Here is an 18,433-nt window from a genome sequence, read left to right as displayed (position 1 = left end):
CTCTTCATGCTTGGTCCGGCGATCGGTAGCCAGGCGCGAGCAAAGCGTTCCTGACGCCGTACAGGGCCAAGGGGTTCTTTAGCCAGAGCCGGTACTCCGGCCCTCTCAGGCTGTGATCGGGCGAGCTGTCCACACTCCACTTGCGCAGAATGTATCCAGCCGTGGCGGCGCGGAGCTTCATGCGCAGCACGCCATCCCGCATGCCGTAGTCCATCTCGGTAACCTCAGAACGTGGCTGGTCCGGATGGGGAATCAGTTCCAGTTCGACGATTCGGGTCCATTGGATGTCCTGGTCGCTGCGCTCATGGGCATGCACTTCTTCATCTCGCAACAAGACTGGTCCCTTGATTCGGGTGATCACGAAATCACGAAACTCCTGAGACTTGCGATCGAAGGCCCGCACATGCCAGCGCAGGCCGTTGTCGATCAGCGCGAAGGGAACGATCTGGCGCTCGGTCTGGCCGCTTGAGATCGAGTGGTACACCACCCGAATAGGACACTCCTGATGGATCGCCCGGGTCACACAGGCCAGCACATCCAGATCGGGATGCGTGAGCCTTGACGGGATTTCACTTGCCACCCACGCCTTGAGCTGGGAGGGCTCTCCGTCTCCGAAGCCTTGCGTCAGCCAGGACAGAACCCGTTCAGGCGGAAAGTCGAAGAGCGGCTTGAAGACTCCACCAAGGACATAGCACTTGGCCTTGGTGTCGTAATCGATGTTGCCCGGCGCCAGCTCCTTATAGATCGCCAGATCACGCGTGGCGGCGGCCGACTGGATTCCAAACCGCGACACCAGGTCCTGGCGGCGGATATCTCCGATGAAGCGCACGCGCAGCTCCACGAAGGCAAGGCGATCGCGCTGCGGCTGGGTAAGGTCGTCAAGTTGTTCGTCAGACATCCTTGGGGCTCATGCGGGTTAACGGATGCTTGTGATGATAGTTGCGGGTAGTATATGGCACGTACTACACTCCGTCTATGCGATTCACAGAGCGCTCATGTCCGCCGCCTTATGATTATGACCATGCGGCAGCTGGCGGATCGCTCTCTTATAGAAAAGGAGCGAATCTGCATGAGTGGAAACCGTAGGGCCCAGCCAGGACTCCCCAACGAGGGTTGGCATCGCGCTGAAGCAGCGAAAAGTCAGGAGGGAGCATGATTGACCCGGCAAGCCAGGCCCAACTGAAAGAGGCCATCGCAGACTGCATCGGAACCGATCAAGGGGTGCTGAATGCTCTACGAGAAGAAATTCAGCCGTTGAAGAGTGCTACGCGGCGAATCCAGCCGCGCGCCACGACATCGATTTCACTAGTTGGCACTGATGGAGGCAACAATCAACTCCGGTTCGATCCCTTCCTGATTCAGCTGGTCCGGGTAGTGGATAGCAGCAACAACGAGTACTGCATTGAAGCAGTCTCACCGACGACGCCGATTGAAAAGCTCAATACGCGCCAATTCATTCGCGATGAGAACGGGAGTATCTCGGCCTTGGGGGAAATGATGCAGTTCCTCGGCGTTAGTACGCTCCCTCAGCTGTCGCACATGATTCGACCAACCGACAATGGAAAACCGGTCTCTCCCAGCTGGGTGCAGGTCTACCGGGAACTGGTGGAATGGGCCATCCTCTTCAAGATTCTTGGGAAGGACTACGGCACCGACACGCTCATCATTTGCGACGGTTTGCTACGAAGCAAAGCATTCGCAAAAGATTTGTTTCCAAAACTGCTAAACGGCATGAAAGCGCGTATCGACGCACAGTGGAATAAGAGCCGTCGTCGGGTGTACTTGGCTGGCGTGGCGAAACACAGTCAAGTGCTTTCACGATATCGCTTGGCAATGGCGCTGGAAGGCGTCCTTCAAACCGACTACCCGGCCTACGTTGAGGTGTCTCGAGAAATCGAACGGCACTCGTATGTCTGGTCGGAATTCGCAGAGGGCGAATTTGTCGGCGGCAAGATGTTCCTGGTGAAGTTTGGCTCCCACCGCCGCGATCCCGTGTGGCCAATCGACATCTTTGTTCCACAAGTCAACGAGTCCCAGGCAATTCTCGGGTCACTGCTTGCGGATGCGATCAACGGTTTTCCAGTTCCCCATTACCCACGCTGCCTGCAAAAGGCGCATGAAAATGCGGCGCTGGTCGATTTCGACTTCGATATTTTGCAGGACTTCATCTACGAGGGTGTGCGTACGAGTCTCGGCGGCGACGCGGGCACATTGGATGCGTTTCAGCTGCAGGACGCCGATCCTGCGCAGCGTCGGTACGGATAAGGGAGAACAACATGGCAGAAATCCAACTCTTTCCCAGAGAACAGGTCGTCGGGATCTTTCGTGGTTTCCAGCAGGGAGGCATGGAATTCCACGCCGACCTCGTTTTGCCGTACCGAAACGAGTTCCAGAACATCCCGATGCACGGACAATTCCTCATCGTCCAACTGGAGACACCCGATGAGGCGGTGTTGGGCCGCATTGCCTCCTTTTCCTCTGAGGGCAAGCTGTCGTTCGGCTCCGGCGAGGAATTCAACATCCGTGCAGTTCGCGAGGAAAGACCTATTCCGGAGGATTTGCGTGAGCAGTATCTCAAGTATCGGATCAACATCCGCGTGCTCGGTGTTCTACGCAAGAACGGCAACGGGCTGACATTCGTTCCCTCCCATCGTCGTCTTCCCCATGTTGGCAGCAAGGTTGCCTTTCCAAGCGCCGAGGTTTTGCGCGAGATCGCTGGACACAACATTGATGGCGCTCCCATAGGCCATCTGGCTTTCGGGGAATACATCTACGCTGCCGGCAACAAATCATTCCAATCGCAGGAATGGATGCAGGTGGTCGACCCAGAAGTGCTGGTTCGCTTCCCGATCGAGTCCCTGGTCTCTCGCCGCAGCTTTATCTTTGCGCGAGCGGGCTTCGGTAAATCCAACCTCAACAAACTGCTTTTCTCGAAGCTCTACGAAAACACGCCCTTCGTAACCAAGCGCGCAGGCAAGCAGGTCCCGGTGGGCACGGTCATCTTTGACCCGGATGGGGAGTATTTCTGGCCAGACGACAAGGGCCGGCCCGGCCTGTGCGATGTTCCGGCGCTGGAAGACAAGGTCGTCGTTTTCACCGACCGAAAGAATCCAAGCCCTTTCTACCAATCGTTCGTTGCTGGCGGTATCAAGCTCGATATCCGTCGACTTCGCCCTGGGGATGTAATTTCAATTGCGCTCGGGTCAGAGCGCCAGGAACAGCAGAACGTGCGAAAGCTCAGAGGGCTTCCACAAGATCGTTGGGAGTCGCTGGTCAATCTTATAGACGCCAATGGCAACACCACGCCGCTCGAAGACGTGTGTGGACTGCTCGATCTCGACCCTCAGCGACAGGAGGCCGAGGCGCTGGCAGCCCGGGGCAACATGACGGCGATCGTGAAGATGCTGCATGACAAGAGCAGCCAGCTCATGGACATGCTGGTTCATGCGCTCTCCGAGGGAAAGCTGTGCGTTATCGACGTCTCCCAGATGCGCGGAGGCCAGTCCCTGGTTCTCTCTGGCCTGATCCTACGCAGGATCTTCGATCGGAATCAGCAAGAGTTCACGGCCGCCGCCCCCAAGACCATTCCGACAATCGCCGTCGTCGAAGAAGCGCAATCTGTGTTAAATGAGAACGCACCTGCCGCCGAGCCTTACATTGCATGGGTCAAGGAAGGCCGTAAATACGATCTGGGGGCACTGCTGATCACGCAGCAACCTGGCAGCATTCCAGTCGAGATCCTCAGCCAAGGCGACAACTGGTTCATCTTCCATCTGTTGTCCGCAGCTGACCTTGCATCCCTGAAACGAGCCAACGCCCATTTCAGTGACGACCTTTTGAGTTCGCTACTCAATGAGCCGATCCCAGGCCAAGGTGTGTTCTGGAGTTCGGTGGGAGGCAAACCTTATCCGGTCAGCCTCCGCGCGCTGTCGTTCGAGAAGATGTATTCAATGCGGGACCATGACTACAACCAACCCGTAGGGAATACATATGCGCAAACGCTGCGCAGCACTTTCTCTGGAATGAAGCAGAGTGCTGCGGCAGCTCGGGTTCCAGACGCAAACGCTTCAGGCTCGCTCTTTTCCGCTGAGACTGGTTTCGAAGACTCCGAGCCAGTGGACATCATGGCAACCATAGAGCAGCGAGCGATTGATGCCTTGCGAGGAGATGCCGACATCCGTCAGAAGCTCGAATCTTCGAATGGCATGCCTTGGTATGGAGTTCAGCAGTTTCTGATTGACCACCTGCCGGAACACTTGGAAGACCGCCGTCAGTTTGCGTACAACCTGGTTTCAAAGGCGATGAATGCGATTTTCGGCTCACAACCCAGAGGATGGGAGACGTTCAAGAGTACGTCCACGGGCAAGACTTGGATTAGGGCTCACAAGTGACTGCCGACATCCGGCGCTTGCGGGGCAGTGAGTGATGAGCCAGGAGAAATGAAAGATGGCTAAACCTGTCGTCATCGGCTCGCGGAGCTTCCGAACCCAGATCAGCGCCCTCGACCACTATAAGGCGCTGCTTCACCGGTATCAGGACGATCAGCGGATCGCCGACCCAGCTGACCACACAGACCTGGTGGCGCTCATCGAACGCTTTGACCCGGTGTTCGATGCTGTCGGGGAGCCCACAAAAGGCGCCGGCCAGATTGCTCACTTTGAGCGAAGCCTGAATACCGGGACTGGCTGGAGCACATCGGGGTTCTGGGTTGTTCGGCAGGACGGCACTGAAACCGACTTCTCGTACATCGATGCGGTCAAGGGCAAGCCGAAGGGGCGGTCCCAAGACTTCTACAACGCATGCCGGCAGGCGGTCGCACTCGACCTCGTCCTCGCCAAGAAGCAGGCGTTTGCCCAGTACGGCGACGATCAGGGCCGGGTTGAGTGCGAGTTGACCGGAAATATGGTCACCATCGACGACGCGCATATTGACCACGCATGGCCGTACTTCTCGCACATGGTGAGTGGATTTCGAGCTGCCAGGGGTTGGTCGCGGGACATCCCGGATGGCATCGTTTCCGCCCCGGCTGACGGCCAGACCACTGCAACATTCGTGGACAGCGCCGTGACTGAAGCATTCCGAGCGTTCCACCATGACCAAGCGGTCCTTCGAATTCTCAGCCGGGAAGCAAACTTGCAGACTGCAAGTTCAGCTCGCCGTCCAAAAGTTGCACGGCCAGTCCGGCTGGCATGACCCGCTCCGGTCGCCCGCGATAAGGCCAGCGTAGACGCCGGGCGGACGCGGGTTCAATTCCGCAAATGGGAATCGAACTGGCGTCCTGCCCGATGCGCTCGGTTGGTGATCCGGCCAGTGCAGAACTGGTAGGATTGAGGCCAGTAGGGGCTGGATTCCGCACCTTTCCGCAGGAGTTCGAAGCGGTCGTAAGGCGCTGAGTTACATAGGTTTGGCGCAGGGTTCCATCCCACCACCATACACCAGTTTCTGACTGTCTATGACAGTCTACGAAACGCCCTCAAAAGCCCGCTTCATGCGGGCTTTGTTGTTTCTGATCACTGTAGAAGTGCTGGTGAGGCTCGTCAGATCACACCGCACCTATCAGAGCACCCTTGTTAGACGTTGCCGTTTTATGCAGCGTAAATCTGAAGGCATTTACGCTTGTGAACTATGCAGTCAGTAGTTATATGGGGACGAGTCGGTGGGGTACAGCAGTGGCGTGATGCCACTGCTGTACCTGTTACGACCTTAGGAGTGCTTGGGTGGGTAGTTGCCGCGACGACGGCCTGATTTATTCCCGGTGGTACTTGGCAAATTAGGTACCTGTGTAGGTGGAGTTTCTGGCTGCTTGCCTGATTTTTTCGGTTGTTTGCTCATCTTATTTATCTCCAGAATGGGGTTGTCCATGACAGTACTGTTTACTTGCAGGCGCCTTCCACGCGACAGGCGCACGCAGTCGGTACGTGACATGCGTGAGACTTACAACGCATAGCCTGTGACTCGCTGCCGCCATCGGGGTAGGCACCAAAGTGCTTCTCGTACAACGCCACCGTGTGAGCAAAGGCGTTCTTCAGATCCTGATAATCCTCCTGGCCATAGATGCCAAAGTAGGGGTAGTGGTCGATAAAACGACCAAATACCTGATAACAGTCGTTGCGATAGGCACGGGTATCGAGGATATGTGCATGCCAGATAGCATCGACCTGCTTGCTCGGCACTAGCGACACAGACGGATAGAGACATTTGAGGGTCAGAAAGCGGCGATACTCCAGCTCGCCTGCTTCCCATTCCTCAACGCTCATTTCAGCCTCGGAAGATGTCGTGTATTTGTGTTTCAGGCGAGCGAAGTCCAGCTGGCTTACTTGCAGCTCCAGGCCATCAGCGGCCAGCAGTGGTTGATTCAGAGCGATCATTGCAGTCATAGAGATATCTCCAGTGAATTGAAGTGTTGCGGGGCTTAGGATTTGAGAACCCGCCTTCGCTTCAGTTCACGGTCAAAACACTGACGGCTGACCAGACTATGTGGCAGATAACCCTGCGCGCCGACCTTGTAGAGTAAGCGCCAGGCGTAGCCCAGCTTGAAGCGCACCAGTCCGCTGCAGCAGCGCACACGTTTTCCGCCAAGGGCAGTGAAAGGAATGCCGGCTTTTAGGGCCTGATCAATTGCGATGGCTTTGCTCTGGTAGCAAGGGCTGACCTGATGGGAACAGGTTGCGAGGATGTGTTCGATGGTGCTCATGGCTGGCTCCTCTGTGAAGACGGAGCCAGTATTTATTAGTGGAATCCACTACCAAGGCTTTTTATCGCCAGGCGTCCAAAAGTTCATCAAAAGCTTGAGCTTCCCTGTAGTCACGCAGAATCACCCGTTGATATTGCAGCAATATCACGTTCTCTGTTTGCAGCTCACTGGCAGCCAGGTAAGCCTGCTCCAGCTCGCCTTTGAGGTAGTAGGCCATCATGCTGTCACCCAGCGACAGTGAAGCTGTCTGGCAGGCAAGAGCCCTGAGCAGATTGCCACCGTAGTCACTGAGCCCCATCTGCGGGAAAACGTTGTTATCGAACGGGTTTGGCAAGCGCTTCTGCCTGAGGTCGTCCGGAGAGTCCAGCATGCTCAGTAAGCGCAGCAGCTCCTGGTTGATTAACCCTACGCTCGCCACCGATTGCCGCTCCAGTAACAGACTCCTGGCCCGGTCGGCGTGCCCGCTGCGGGTTGCTGGATCGGTGAACAGGCTGCGCACAATTTTGGGCTCGCCGAAAATGCCCTGCAGAATGATGGCATTACTGAGTGTAGTCAGATCACTGGCCGGTAGTGTCTTGCGGCTGCGACTACCTGTAGTGTGGAATTCTTTCACTTTCTGTAAGTGCAGGACTTTATCCTTGGTGAGTGCCGTGACCAGCGTGCTGACCGAATGCCGCAGTACCGGATGTTTAGACAATGCAATGCCAAAAAGCTGCTGCACTGCCTGGGCCTCGGTAAGACGGCATTCAGTGTCCACAGGCTTTTCTCAGCAGTGAGTCGATATTTTGTGGCTGTTCAAGGGCCTGACTGGCAATGGTATTGGCCAGCTTTCGCCAGTCCTGGGTGGTGCAGTAGTTATGGCGTTGATACTCATCGAGCACGCCCCGGCAATAGCCAGCGCGCATGGCCTCGGAAAGCGACGTGGTTTGCGCAGCGGCGAAGCGAAGCTCATCGCGTTTGGTATAGACGTTGACCAGCTCAGTGCAGCCCTCGATCAGCCGGGTTGCATCGGTACTGGCCTGAGCAGGCTGGAATGGCAGGCTGAGCAGCATCAGTGCACACAGGGGGTACAGGCATTTCACAGCGTTACTTCCTTGTCGAGAGTCGGGGAGATGGTGGGGTCCTGACGTGCTGTCTCTGGCTTCGGCAGAGGGAGCGTATCATGGAGTGGGCGAGTCGGAGCACCGAAATACAGGGCCAGCAGTACCAGTATCTGGCCAAGTAACTGATATGTCTTGGTGGCGACATCTCCCTCGCCGATAGCATTGTTAGCGGTTTGCCATTCTGGTGACAAAACCATCAGCACTATTAATCCCAGTACGGTCATCTCAGTGATCAATGCCACACCCTGTGCGGCCAGCCCTCGTGCCAGACCGCGCCAGAAGCCATAGCCAAAGAGCCGTGCATAGTGGCAATGCCGCCAGACCAGCAGGAGTGCCAGTAACATGAGGACCCACCCGAACTGGGAAATATCCGCGAGCCCTTCGTTGTAATCGAAAATCAGCCCGCTGTAGAGGCAGATGGAGAGCAGCCCTGTGAGCCAGAGTGCGAGGTGTTTAAGGCCACACAGCAGATAACTGGCTGCGTGGTTCAGGCCCCGGTCAAATTGCATGAGCAGAGAGGTGGGTGTTACAGGCTGCATAAGGCGTCCTTGTTGTTTTTAATCCGTTCAGTGAGTTGTGTATTCCGCGCCTATCGGGCCGTTCTTTCGCGTATTACTGGCTAGACTATTAAGCCATCATTAATTTTCGAGACTCGTTATCGAAGATATGCGATCGTTGGGCATTAAAAAGGAGCTGAGGATCCAGTCCTTAAACCAAGGCTCTAGGTTTGTAAAGCTTTCGATGCTCGTTGATGTGAGTTAATTTTGTAATGATAGATCGCTGAGATGTATGGGCGAAAACTTAACGTTCTGGTGACTGCTTGCCTGTACCCACTAAATCGGTCTGGATAATTTGACGGACGACAAAAGTAACCATAGGTGCCACGATTTGCGAAGGGCTAGCTAGGCTGGGCTGTTAAGGAGTCGGCATAGAAATGGATTGGGAAGCACTGTTAGACAAACTGTGGGGTTATGCCGCATCGGATCCAAAAGAGCTAGAGACGAAGATCCGTTTGTGTCTGAAAGGCCACTCTTCCGAAGGCTTAATTCAAGCCATTTCGCTGCTGATTATTCAAGGGCAGCGTGCCACTGCTAGGGCGCTCCTTACCGAATTCCTGAAAAGTCATCAGTCAGCAGATGATATACAGCGCAGGCTTGAACTGATTCTCCACTTCAAAAAGCATCGCACACCGCAAACGCTCTCGATCAAGAGCAAGCAACGCAGCAAAGAACTGCTCATCCAAGACGTCAACGATCTGGTCGCGTCTGGCAAATTGCAGGCTGCCGAGTCGCTTCTCCTGGAAGCCATTGAAACGGTTGAAGAACCTGACTTCCTGAATCTGCTCAGTCGTGTGTACATGCTACAACGCCGCCCCATAGATGGGGCAAAGGCCAAGCAGCGTGCTCTCCTTTTGAAACGCCAGCAGCAGGCCTTTGTCGAGATTGAGCCTGAAGAGTCGACAGACGACCTCCCAACATACAATGACCTGGCATTCCTCAATGACGCAGCCGAGCATCTGACGACCCTGGAAGGCCCATCAGCTCCAACGAACAAGGCGTTGACCGCGACCGTCGATGATTCGTTAACCTTTATTCAGAACACGGCTTCTAAATACCCCTCTTTGAAAACTGACGGCTGGTGGGAGGGCCAATCAGAATCAACTCCATCTGAAGCCTCATCATTTCTTGATGAGCCCGAAGCTGATGACGCAACTGCTGCGGTTCCAGCTGCTACAGACGACTCCTCCGATGAGCATCCGACTGAGGATGAGAACGCCCAGCAGCCCACGAAAAGCATTCTCAAACTTGCGCATCCACGGAAGGATACAGAAGCTGAAGAAGGGTTAGCCAAGGTCAAGATTTTAAACAAATCAGGGCGCTCACTAATCTCTGTCCAATCAACAGATTTGGAGGTTGAAGAGTCATCGAGTTTTGCTGAATCGCTATCAAAGCTAGACGATTCAGCAGCGACATCGCCAACCCCGGAGTTTCCTGCGTCTGAGCCCCAACCTGGCGATCAAATATCTGACGAGAATGATGAGGACGAGGATGCTGAAGACCTTGCGCTGACTGATCTAGAACTAAACATCCCGACTTCATCTCAGTGGAGTTTGGGCAATGAGGATCCTGAAGACCCCATCGATTTCGATCATGATTCACAGGATTTATCGATTTACGAGCTTGAGACAGAGCAGGAAGACGGCAACCAGAATGATGTCGAGGACTTCCGTGACCTGGATGACTACTATTCGGCATACGCCTTTGACCCAGATGAAATCTTCGACGGTGAGGAAGCCTCCACTGCCGAACCCGAAGACTGGCTTACAGGCAAAATATCTCGCGAAGACCGTGCGCTACAGAAAGCCGCCGAGTTGATCGGTAGAGCCAACTGGTCAATCAGCACTCTCCCTCTGGTTCAGCAGATTTTTGTCATGAGCGGCTGGGGAGCAACTCGTCTTGCCTTGGAGAGAGAAATCGATAAAGGGCTCACCCCTGACGAGTTAATCCTCGCAGCGCATATCAAGGTGATCTGGGCCGAGAACGATATTTATTGGATAGCTTTTGATAAGACCGGTAGTAGTCGCCTTTCTCACCAAGTACTGTCCTGGCCTACAGCCTTGCTGATTGTGCGCTCATTTGAGTCACTACCGCAGGTGGAAGAAATTGAGGTCTTCCTCGAAAGCCTCTTTGCTACTTGGTATGAGAACAACTCCCTACGCCGCGCTTTTAGGGCCTTTGCTCGATACCTATGGTTCAGATTCGCCAATCTGCAAGGTTGCTTACCCGCCAACCAGCACTTTGACTTCTGTAACCCTCGCGAGCTACCTGCCGAGGAATACAGCGATTTAGGTCTGTACGACACCTTGGAGTGTGAGAAAACCGAAATTCTTAGGGCCTATGGCGTGTTTCAAACCAAACATCCGCAGGAGCCCAGCTGCTATTTCAGTGACAAGCCAGCAGTAGAGGAAACGCCGTCGCTCAATGCCGACAAGCGCTCGAAGAAACAGCCTGAAAACGCTGAAATGCCTAGCGACATTGAGACTGAGGAAGAGAGCAGTGACGGTGATGCTGATGAAGCACCGCCTCAATGGTCAGCAGCGCCCCTTGTTTCTGCCTTACACACACAAAATATCGACCAACCCTCCAAGCATTGAGCCGTAAGGACTAGCCCATGAAGCCCCTCAGACTTACCCACGTTCCAGGCTGCTGGGTCAGCCAAACACTACCCAGCGGCCAGAATGAACGCAGAGGTATCGTCAAAATGGCCATTGTTAAAGAGGCCGAAGATCAGCTTCAGGTTCACTGGTTCAGTCCGGAGAAGAAGCTGGCCTATGTCGATGCATCTGCCGTGCGCTCGGGCTTTCAAAATGGCATGGACGTGGTCGACGAAACCCCTGGTAGTGGTGTTCGCTCACTAGGGCAGGGCGTCATCATGCAGCAGCGTACCTTGGCAGGCAGCGAGCAAGTATTGGTTGACTTTCCTGAGTGTGGTGAGCGCCATTGGCTGCCCTATCAATACCTGCGTCAGGTAAAAGGGGTTAAACATCGATTTGTCACCACCAGTAAAACCGAAGCACACGATGCAGAGCGTATGCGTCTGCGCATGCTGGCCCATGCCATCAAGGTATGGAATGAAAACACCGGTGCCCTTTCCCACCTAGAAATTGAGCCACTGCCTCACCAGGTTCATCTGGTGCACCACATCCTCGCATCCGGCAACTTCAACTGGTTAATTGCAGACGATGTGGGGTTAGGTAAGACCATCGAGACCGGCATGCTGCTGCATGCACTGCGGCAGCGAGATCTGGTCAAACGCATCCTGCTGATCACGCCCGCTGGCCTGACCAAGCAGTGGCAGGAAGAGCTCTATCACAAGTTCAAACTCGAAGAGTTCGAGATCTATGGCGAGGATTTTTTCATCAATGAACCCCGCCAATGGAAGATGCACGACTGTGTCATCGGCTCCATGGATCGATTCAAGCAGGAAGGTCACCTGGAAAGCCTGCTCCAGGCAGAACCTTGGGATCTAGTGATTTTTGACGAAGGCCATCGACTCAGCCGCCGCCAGTACGGGCAAAAGCTGGACAGTTCTGAGCGCTATGACCTGGCGAAAAGTCTGCGCAGCCAAACCAAGCACATGCTGTTGCTGAGCGCGACCCCTCACCAGGGCATGCAGGACAAATTCGTCGCACTGCTAGAGCTGCTGCGCCCTGAGCGCCGTACCGAGCTGATGGCGCTCAACCTGAAACCTGAAATCCTGCATGACATGGTATTCCGCAACCACAAAGCCGATGTAACGGACGCAGAAGGGAACTTCATCTTCCAAGGTAAGATCACCAAGGCTTTGCAGGTGCCCAGCAGTCTGGAGTCCGTAGAGTTCGATAAAACGCTTCAGGACTATCTGCGCAAAGGCTACAGCGCAGGTGAATCGCTAGGCCGTAAAGGTAACACCATTGGGTTCGTCATGACGGTTTACCGCAAACTGGCGGCCTCCAGCGCAGCGGCCATTCACCGGGCCCTGTGTAATCGCCTCCAGCGCCTACTCGACGATCAAGTAAACGGTACGTCTGCTGAAGAGCCCAGCGATGAGCGCTACCTGGGTGAATGGGAAGAACAGTTCACCAGCGACGCACGCGAGTTCTTTGCGGGCGAGGTGCAGCTGCTGAAAGATCTGATTGCTGAGGCCGCCGCACTAAAGGCGAATGACCTTAAGCTGAAGCTGTTTATCGAAGAAATCATCCGCAAAATTCACGCAACCAATGCCGATGAGAAAGTGCTTATTTTTACCGAATACCGCACTACTCAAAACTATCTGCGGGATGCTTTAGCAGAGCACTATGGCAATGACCAAGTCGAGTTAATCAATGGCTCCATGCAGCATGCCGAACGGCGTGAAGCCATCAAGCGCTTTGAAGAACAAGGACGTTTTCTGATTTCGACCGAGGCTGGAGGGGAAGGCATCAACCTTCAGAGCAAGTGCCACGTCATGGTCAACTATGACCTGCCCTGGAACCCGATGCGCCTCGTACAACGCATTGGCCGCCTGTACCGCTACGGGCAGAAAAAGAAGGTTGTTGTGTTCAACATCCAGCAAACCGACAGCTTGGATCAGAACATCGTCGACCTGATGTATGAGCGAATCGACAGCGTGGTGACTGACCTGGCCGAGGTTCAGCAGCATGAATTCAATGATGGCCTGAAAGACGAAATCCTCGGTCAGTTGGCCGAGCTGATTGATGTGGAAGTGATCCTGCAACAAGCCACAAAACTCGGCATCGACCGTACCCGAGAGCGTATCGATGAAGCGTTAAAGCAGGCACGCACTGCTGCCGCCAAACAACGAGAACTGTTTGTCCACGCCGCCACCAGCGACCCCAATGAGCTACGCGACGAGCTTGAAATCACCGTCGAGCATCTCTACAGCTTCGTCCTAGGCATGTTCGAACAGTTGGGCATCCAGATCGTGGAGCGCAGTCATAAAGAGCGGCTTATGCGTATACGATTGTCCGAGCAGGTGATGCACGAAATGGGGCTATCCATGAAGGCATCACAGCGTATGGATGTGACTTTGGATCGTATGCTGGCTGTAAACCGACCTGATACCCATATGCTCGATCTCAACTCTAAGCTGATGCAGTACCTGCTGGGCAAGGCCTGCGAGCACGACTTTGGCGGTTTGACTGCAAGGCTCAAAGCTCCAGAACTCGGTGAAGGGGTACTACTCGGCGCCATGCTGCGCTGGCAAGACCCGCAAGGTAAACGCATGCGGCAGGAGTTTGTTGCCATTCAGGTTAACCTTGGGAAAGCCAAGCTGAATCCTGTGAAAGCCAGTCAATGGCTACTCGCGCCAGCTGAGTACAGTACTCAGAGCCCCAGTACTGATACCTCCAAACTACTGTTTAACACCGCTGAGGAAATGGCTCACCAGCATCTGGCGAATACTAGTAATCGCTATCTCATACCTGAGAACTTGGAATGGGCTGCTGCAGGCTGGACGAGCTGTACTGAGTTCATATGAGTTGGGTCTAAACACCCCTAATCTAGTTAAGGAAGGAGGCGCACTGGTTAATACAACACTATGCACTGCCAGACTTGAGCACGCCGCTTACCACTCGGGCTTTTGTTTCCGGCACATGCCACCTATTCCGCTCCCCCTCCAAACCCCCTGCACATCTGCAAAAAGCTCTTCAGTGCCGCTGAATGAAACTTTTTGCTGTGCCACACCAGCCTTAATTTGCGCGGGAAGTGCCGGGTGATGGGCAGGGCTCTCAATTTGCCTTCGCGGATACGGTCAGCGGCTGCCAGATGGGAGATAAAGCTCAAGCCCACGCCTTGTTCCACGGTGAGCATGACGGCCTCCAGTGTGTTGAGCTGGACGATCTGGCCGCAATGTGAAAACAGCGGACGCAGCTGACGGTCGAACTGTTCGCGGCTGCCGGAATGGGCTTCACGCAGAATCCAGATCTGCCCGGCCAGCGCTTCGGCATGGATTTCATCCTGCTTGCAGAGAGGATGGTCTGGTGCCGCTACCACCAGCATTTCATCTTCCAGCCATTCTTCGGTGATCAGCTCCGGCAGATGGCTTTCCCCCTCGATCAGTGCCAGATCAATCTCGAAGGCCTGCAGCAGCTCGCAGAGGTTGTGGGTATTGGTGATGCGGATATCCGGGATCAGCCGTCCTTCTCGGCTGCAATCAGCGATCAGCCTTGGCAGCAGGTAGTTGCCGATGGTCTGGCTGGCGCCCAGACGCAATTGCCCGGCGTGAATATGCTCCGGGTCGAAGTGAGCTTCGATATCACCGAGACGGCTCAGGGCTTCCTCGACCAGTGGCTGCAGCGCCAGCCCTTCACTGTTGAGTTTCAGGCGCGGATGCACGCGATCAAACAACGGGGTAGACAGCCGTTGCTCCAGTTGTTGCAGCGCCTGAGACAGCGCACCCTTGGTCAGGCTCAGTTCACTGGCAGCATCGGTCAGATTGCTGTGACGGGCGATGGCGGCAAAGGCTTCCAGCTGCCTGACGGTGATTTTGATCATGGTGGCCCACTCTGATTTAAACGGTGTATCAGTAGTCGTTTATAAAATCTAAACAATATCTAAAAAACATATGGATATGCCCTGCTGAAGGCAAGACCTATGATCGCTGCCGTAGATGACTGATGTGGGGCGTCATGATGAAAATCACACGAGTTCAGGTTGCGGCGGCACCAACACCCATGGCGGGTCTGGCACTGGGCATCGCCAGCCTTGGCTGGTGCTGGGAGAATGCCTTCCCATTGCAGGGCTTGGCACAGCTGTCATCGGCAATGCTGGCGTCGGTATTGCTGCTGATTCTGCTGACCAAGTTTGTCATGCACCCCCATCTGCTGCTGGCCGACCTCAAACATCCGGTGGTGGGCAGCGTTGTGCCGACCTTTGCCATGGCGACCATGGTGGTGTCCAAAGCGCTGGGCATGCACATGCCGTGGCTGGGGCAGGGCTTATGGCTCGCCGCAGTGGCATTGCATGTCATCTTCCTGCTGACGTTCCTCTGGCATCGCCTGCGGGTATTTGAAGTGCAGCATCTGCTGCCCAGCTGGTTTGTCCCACCTGTGGGGATCATCGTGGCGGCAGTGGCGACGCCGGGTGGAGACTGGTTGCCGCTGTCTCATGCACTGTTGTGGATGGGATTGTGCAGTTATGCGGTGATGCTGCCGGTGATGCTGTATCGCCTGATTTTCTGTGGTGAAGTGGCTGATGCGTCCAAGCCGACCATCGCCATTCTGGCAGCGCCGGCCAGCCTGAGTCTGGCGGGCTATCTGACCCTGACCGCCGAGCCTTCACTGTTGCTGGTGGCGTTGCTGTTCGGTATTGCCGTGCTGATGACGGCGCTGATCTATCTGGCGTTCTTCCGCCTGTTACGGCTACCGTTCAGCCCCGGCTATGCAGCCTTTACTTTTCCGCTGGTCATCAGTGCCACGGCGCAATACAAGGTAGCGGCGCTGCTGCATCAGTGGCCATTCAGTCAGGACTATGTCGCGCAGATCAGGCTGCTGGCCAGTGGTGAACTGCTGATGGCAACACTGGCGGTGGGTTATGTGATGCTGCGTTATGCGCTGCATTATCTGCTGCCTGCACGGCCGCTGGTGACGGCCTGAAATCAGTCGGCTTGTCGTGTGACATTGAGGCCATCGGCACATAGAATGATGCCCTTTCGTTAACGCATTATAAGAGCCTGATGAGCATGAACTCTCTGACGCTATCTCCTGTGAAGACTGCCCGCGGTGAGGTCACCTTGCCCGGATCAAAAAGTCTGTCCAACCGCATTCTGCTGCTGGCTGCTCTGGCTGAAGGTGAAACTCACATCACCAATCTGCTCGACAGTGACGACATCCGTCACATGCTGACCGCACTCAAGCAACTGGGCGTGAGCTATCGTCTGTCAGAAGATCGTACTCAGTGCTGGATGCACGGTAATGCAGGCGCTATCAGCAGTGCCTCTCCTCAGGAGTTGTATCTTGGCAACGCAGGCACGGCCATGCGTCCACTGGCGGCGGCATTGTGTCTGGGGCAGGGCGAGTTTGTGCTGACCGGTGAGCCGCGCATGAAGGAGCGCCCCATCGGTGATCTGGTGGACTGCCTGCGTCAGGCCGGTGCCAACATCGACTATCTGGAAAACCCCAATTACCCGCCACTGGCGATCCATGCCAGGGGCCTGAACGGCGGCGAAGTGAGTATTCGCGGCAATATCTCCAGCCAGTTCCTCACGGCCATCCTGATGGCAGCCCCGCTGGCCAAAGACACCCTGACGGTGCGGGTGGAAGGTGAGCTGGTGTCTCGCCCCTATATTGATATCACGCTGGATGTCATGCAGCGCTTTGGCGTGACGGTCGAGCAGCCGGACGCTAATACCTTCGTGATCCGGCAAGGTCAGCGTTACACCAGCCCCGGTTCGATCATGGTGGAAGGGGATGCCTCATCCGCCTCGTATTTCCTGGCCGCTGGCGCCATTGGTCAGGGTCCGGTACGTGTGCATGGCACCGGCACCGCCAGTGTGCAGGGCGATGCCCGTTTTGCCGAGGTGCTGGAGCTGATGGGCGCGACCGTCACTTACAGCGAGACCTGGATTGAAGTCAGCGGCAATGGTCAGCTGCAAGGGGTAGACGTGGATCTCAACCACATCCCCGATGCGGCCATGACCATCGCCACGACTGCACTGTTTGCCGATGGCGAAACCTGCATCCGCAATATCTACAACTGGCGCGTGAAAGAGACTGATCGTCTGTTTGCCATGGCCACCGAGCTGCGCAAGGTCGGTGCAGAAGTGGAAGAAGGTCACGACTTTATCCGTATCGTGCCGCCGAAGGCGCTGCAGTCTGCCGCCATTGATACCTACAACGATCACCGCATGGCCATGTGTTTTGCCTTGGCCTCTTTCGGTACCGCGCCGATCACCATCAATGATCCGGGCTGTACCTCAAAGACCTTCCCCACCTTCTTTGACGAGTTCAAACGCATCGTCAACTGAGGGCCATTCCCTGATTGATTAACTCAACGGCCACCCGAACAGGTGGCCGCTTTGTCTTCTGACAATACGTTTGCTGGCGTTACGCTGCATCGTGAAAGATGATGCCCAGTGTGAAACGCCGGCCAGCGGTCACCTCACTGACACCGTGGCGCTGTAGCACGCGATAGTCACCTCTGCTGCCTTTCACCGGGCGGGCACTGACCGCGAACACCACCCCATCACTTTTATTAAGCCTGACGACCTGTGCCCGCGACTGCATCCGTGGACGCTGCTCGGTCAGCACGAATTCGCCCCCCTGAAAATCCTCCTCGGGCTCAGACAGCAATACCGCCAGTTGCAGCGGGAAAACCTGCTCGCCATATAAGTCCTGATGCAGGCAGTTGTAGTCACCCTGACCATAGCGCAGCAACAGAGGGGTAGGGCGGCATTGTCCCGCCTGATGACACTGCGTAATAAAATGCTGATGCTCGGCTGGAAAGTGCTGAGGCAGGCGCAACCGTGTTGCCCAGTGATTGGCCAGCGGCACCAGCAGGGGGTACAGCTGTTGCCGCAACTGCTGGACGATGGCGGGCAGCGGATAGCTGAAGTAGCGGTATTCGCCCTGACCAAAACCGTGACGGGCCATGATCACCTGACTGCGAAAGGCGGTCTCATGGGGGTAAAGGGTAGCGAGAGCATCGCAGCTGAAGTGATCCAGTATGCCGGGGAAGACGGCAAAGCCGCGCTCATCCAGCTGCTGTAACAGCGCGGGCCAGTCATAACGGGTCAGCGGCGAGACGGTGGAGATAGCCTCATCCACGGGCATGGCAAGCTGAAGGGGCATCGGCAGGCACTCCTGTTCTGGGAGTGCTCAGGTTGGTGGTTGCGGGAGGGTATTACACTCCGTTGCTTGCTCTCTAACAGGTCGTTGAAAATCTATCTGCGTTGCCGAATACCGCGTCAAAAACAGGCTCAAAATGCTCATTTAGTTCACTAAACTCCGCTTTTTCGCCTGTTTTTTCCTTGTCTCGGCGGCCTCGATAACGTTTTTCAACAGCCTGCTAATCCGCTCCCGAATATCCATCCGTTCTGACTGGGCATAAACCAGCTTTCATGGGTAGCGCCCTGAGCGGCGGTTATCCACCAGCTCCTC

General features: G+C 55.4%; 15 protein-coding genes. 7 read left to right on the top strand and 8 right to left on the bottom strand.

What is annotated here, in order from left to right; all coding sequences use genetic code 11:
• Positions 1 to 4: 4 nt before the first annotated feature.
• Complete coding sequence (locus WH50_RS17525; RefSeq protein ID WP_110188569.1) at positions 5 to 898, bottom strand: WYL domain-containing protein; 894 nt, start codon at positions 896 to 898, stop codon at positions 5 to 7.
• Between the two features lie 254 nt (positions 899 to 1,152).
• Here WH50_RS17525 and WH50_RS17520 point away from each other — a divergent pair, with 254 nt between their 5' ends.
• From WH50_RS17520 to WH50_RS17510, 3 genes are read left to right on the top strand one after another with little or no spacing between them, the layout of a single operon-like run.
• The gene (locus tag WH50_RS17520) at positions 1,153 to 2,265 is read left to right on the top strand and encodes a hypothetical protein (RefSeq protein ID WP_110188567.1); all 1,113 of its coding nucleotides are present in this window, start codon (positions 1,153 to 1,155) and stop codon (positions 2,263 to 2,265) included.
• 11 nt (positions 2,266 to 2,276) lie between these two features.
• Entirely contained in the window at positions 2,277 to 4,391 is a 2,115-nt protein-coding gene (locus tag WH50_RS17515) for an ATP-binding protein (RefSeq protein ID WP_110188565.1), read from the top strand.
• A 55-nt stretch (positions 4,392 to 4,446) separates the two neighbouring features.
• On the top strand, positions 4,447 to 5,193 hold the full coding sequence (locus tag WH50_RS17510; RefSeq protein WP_110188563.1) for a DCL family protein: 747 nt from the start codon (positions 4,447 to 4,449) through the stop codon (positions 5,191 to 5,193).
• Positions 5,194 to 5,873: 680 nt separating this feature from the next.
• Here the strand turns inward: WH50_RS17510 and WH50_RS17505 are convergent.
• The 5 genes from WH50_RS17505 to WH50_RS17485 form a co-directional block, all read right to left on the bottom strand.
• Positions 5,874 to 6,377 (bottom strand): glycine-rich domain-containing protein, encoded by a 504-nt coding sequence (locus tag WH50_RS17505; protein WP_110188561.1) that lies wholly within the window; start codon positions 6,375 to 6,377, stop codon positions 5,874 to 5,876.
• A gap of 35 nt (positions 6,378 to 6,412) precedes the next feature.
• A complete protein-coding gene (locus WH50_RS17500; protein ID WP_110188560.1) occupies positions 6,413 to 6,694 on the bottom strand; it encodes a ParE family toxin-like protein in 282 nt (93 codons plus the stop codon).
• A gap of 61 nt (positions 6,695 to 6,755) precedes the next feature.
• Positions 6,756 to 7,451 carry a hypothetical protein gene (locus WH50_RS17495; RefSeq protein WP_110188558.1) on the bottom strand — a complete coding sequence of 232 codons (696 nt, stop codon included), beginning with the start codon at positions 7,449 to 7,451 and terminating at the stop codon, positions 6,756 to 6,758.
• Positions 7,441 to 7,776, bottom strand: a complete 336-nt coding sequence (locus WH50_RS17490) for a hypothetical protein (RefSeq protein ID WP_110188556.1) — start codon at positions 7,774 to 7,776, stop codon at positions 7,441 to 7,443. Before WH50_RS17490 ends, WH50_RS17495 begins: the two co-directional genes overlap by 11 nt.
• Complete coding sequence (locus WH50_RS17485) at positions 7,773 to 8,141, bottom strand: hypothetical protein (RefSeq protein WP_133251360.1); 369 nt, start codon at positions 8,139 to 8,141, stop codon at positions 7,773 to 7,775. The genes WH50_RS17490 and WH50_RS17485 overlap by 4 nt, the downstream gene beginning before the upstream one ends.
• Before the next feature lie 590 nt (positions 8,142 to 8,731).
• On the opposite strand from WH50_RS17485, the gene WH50_RS17480 reads away from it, so the two are divergent.
• Positions 8,732 to 10,951, top strand: coding sequence for a hypothetical protein (locus WH50_RS17480; protein WP_110188552.1), 2,220 nt, complete (start codon positions 8,732 to 8,734; stop codon positions 10,949 to 10,951).
• 17 nt (positions 10,952 to 10,968) lie between these two features.
• The gene (locus tag WH50_RS17475; protein WP_207780370.1) at positions 10,969 to 13,815 is read left to right on the top strand and encodes a DEAD/DEAH box helicase; all 2,847 of its coding nucleotides are present in this window, start codon (positions 10,969 to 10,971) and stop codon (positions 13,813 to 13,815) included.
• Between the two features lie 122 nt (positions 13,816 to 13,937).
• Here the strand turns inward: WH50_RS17475 and WH50_RS17470 are convergent, their stop codons facing one another.
• Positions 13,938 to 14,831 carry a LysR family transcriptional regulator gene (locus WH50_RS17470; RefSeq protein ID WP_207780369.1) on the bottom strand — a complete coding sequence of 298 codons (894 nt, stop codon included), beginning with the start codon at positions 14,829 to 14,831 and terminating at the stop codon, positions 13,938 to 13,940.
• A 134-nt stretch (positions 14,832 to 14,965) separates the two neighbouring features.
• Between WH50_RS17470 and WH50_RS17465 the strand changes: the two genes are divergently transcribed.
• Positions 14,966 to 15,931, top strand: coding sequence for a TDT family transporter (locus tag WH50_RS17465; protein WP_110188623.1), 966 nt, complete (start codon positions 14,966 to 14,968; stop codon positions 15,929 to 15,931).
• Between the two features lie 86 nt (positions 15,932 to 16,017).
• Positions 16,018 to 17,301, top strand: coding sequence for a 3-phosphoshikimate 1-carboxyvinyltransferase (gene aroA, locus WH50_RS17460; protein WP_110188550.1), 1,284 nt, complete (start codon positions 16,018 to 16,020; stop codon positions 17,299 to 17,301).
• Positions 17,302 to 17,380: 79 nt separating this feature from the next.
• On the opposite strand, the gene WH50_RS17455 is transcribed toward aroA, so the two are convergent.
• Positions 17,381 to 18,124, bottom strand: coding sequence for a 2OG-Fe(II) oxygenase (locus WH50_RS17455; RefSeq protein WP_243410154.1), 744 nt, complete (start codon positions 18,122 to 18,124; stop codon positions 17,381 to 17,383).
• Between the last annotated feature and the right edge of the window lie 309 nt (positions 18,125 to 18,433).

This window comes from Pokkaliibacter plantistimulans, from assembly GCF_003194385.1.
Taxonomy (GTDB): Bacteria; Pseudomonadota; Gammaproteobacteria; order Pseudomonadales; family Balneatricaceae; genus Pokkaliibacter; species Pokkaliibacter plantistimulans.
Note: the sequence above shows the minus strand (reverse complement) of the source record. Positions and strands in the feature narration are given on the sequence as shown.

Bases quoted from the DNA above. Each gene is read 5' to 3' on its own strand.
- WH50_RS17525 (WP_110188569.1), bottom strand. From the start codon at position 898: ATGTCTGACGAACAACTTGACGACCTTACCCAGCCGCAGCGCGATCGC.
- WH50_RS17520 (WP_110188567.1), top strand. From the start codon at position 1,153: ATGATTGACCCGGCAAGCCAGGCCCAACTGAAAGAGGCCATCGCAGAC.
- WH50_RS17515 (WP_110188565.1), top strand. From the start codon at position 2,277: ATGGCAGAAATCCAACTCTTTCCCAGAGAACAGGTCGTCGGGATCTTT.
- WH50_RS17510 (WP_110188563.1), top strand. From the start codon at position 4,447: ATGGCTAAACCTGTCGTCATCGGCTCGCGGAGCTTCCGAACCCAGATC.
- WH50_RS17505 (WP_110188561.1), bottom strand. From the start codon at position 6,377: ATGACTGCAATGATCGCTCTGAATCAACCACTGCTGGCCGCTGATGGC.
- WH50_RS17500 (WP_110188560.1), bottom strand. From the start codon at position 6,694: ATGAGCACCATCGAACACATCCTCGCAACCTGTTCCCATCAGGTCAGC.
- WH50_RS17485 (WP_133251360.1), bottom strand. From the start codon at position 8,141: ATGTTACTGGCACTCCTGCTGGTCTGGCGGCATTGCCACTATGCACGG.
- WH50_RS17480 (WP_110188552.1), top strand. From the start codon at position 8,732: ATGGATTGGGAAGCACTGTTAGACAAACTGTGGGGTTATGCCGCATCG.
- WH50_RS17475 (WP_207780370.1), top strand. From the start codon at position 10,969: ATGAAGCCCCTCAGACTTACCCACGTTCCAGGCTGCTGGGTCAGCCAA.
- WH50_RS17470 (WP_207780369.1), bottom strand. From the start codon at position 14,831: ATGATCAAAATCACCGTCAGGCAGCTGGAAGCCTTTGCCGCCATCGCC.
- WH50_RS17465 (WP_110188623.1), top strand. From the start codon at position 14,966: ATGATGAAAATCACACGAGTTCAGGTTGCGGCGGCACCAACACCCATG.
- aroA (WP_110188550.1), top strand. From the start codon at position 16,018: ATGAACTCTCTGACGCTATCTCCTGTGAAGACTGCCCGCGGTGAGGTC.
- WH50_RS17455 (WP_243410154.1), bottom strand. From the start codon at position 18,124: ATGCCCCTTCAGCTTGCCATGCCCGTGGATGAGGCTATCTCCACCGTC.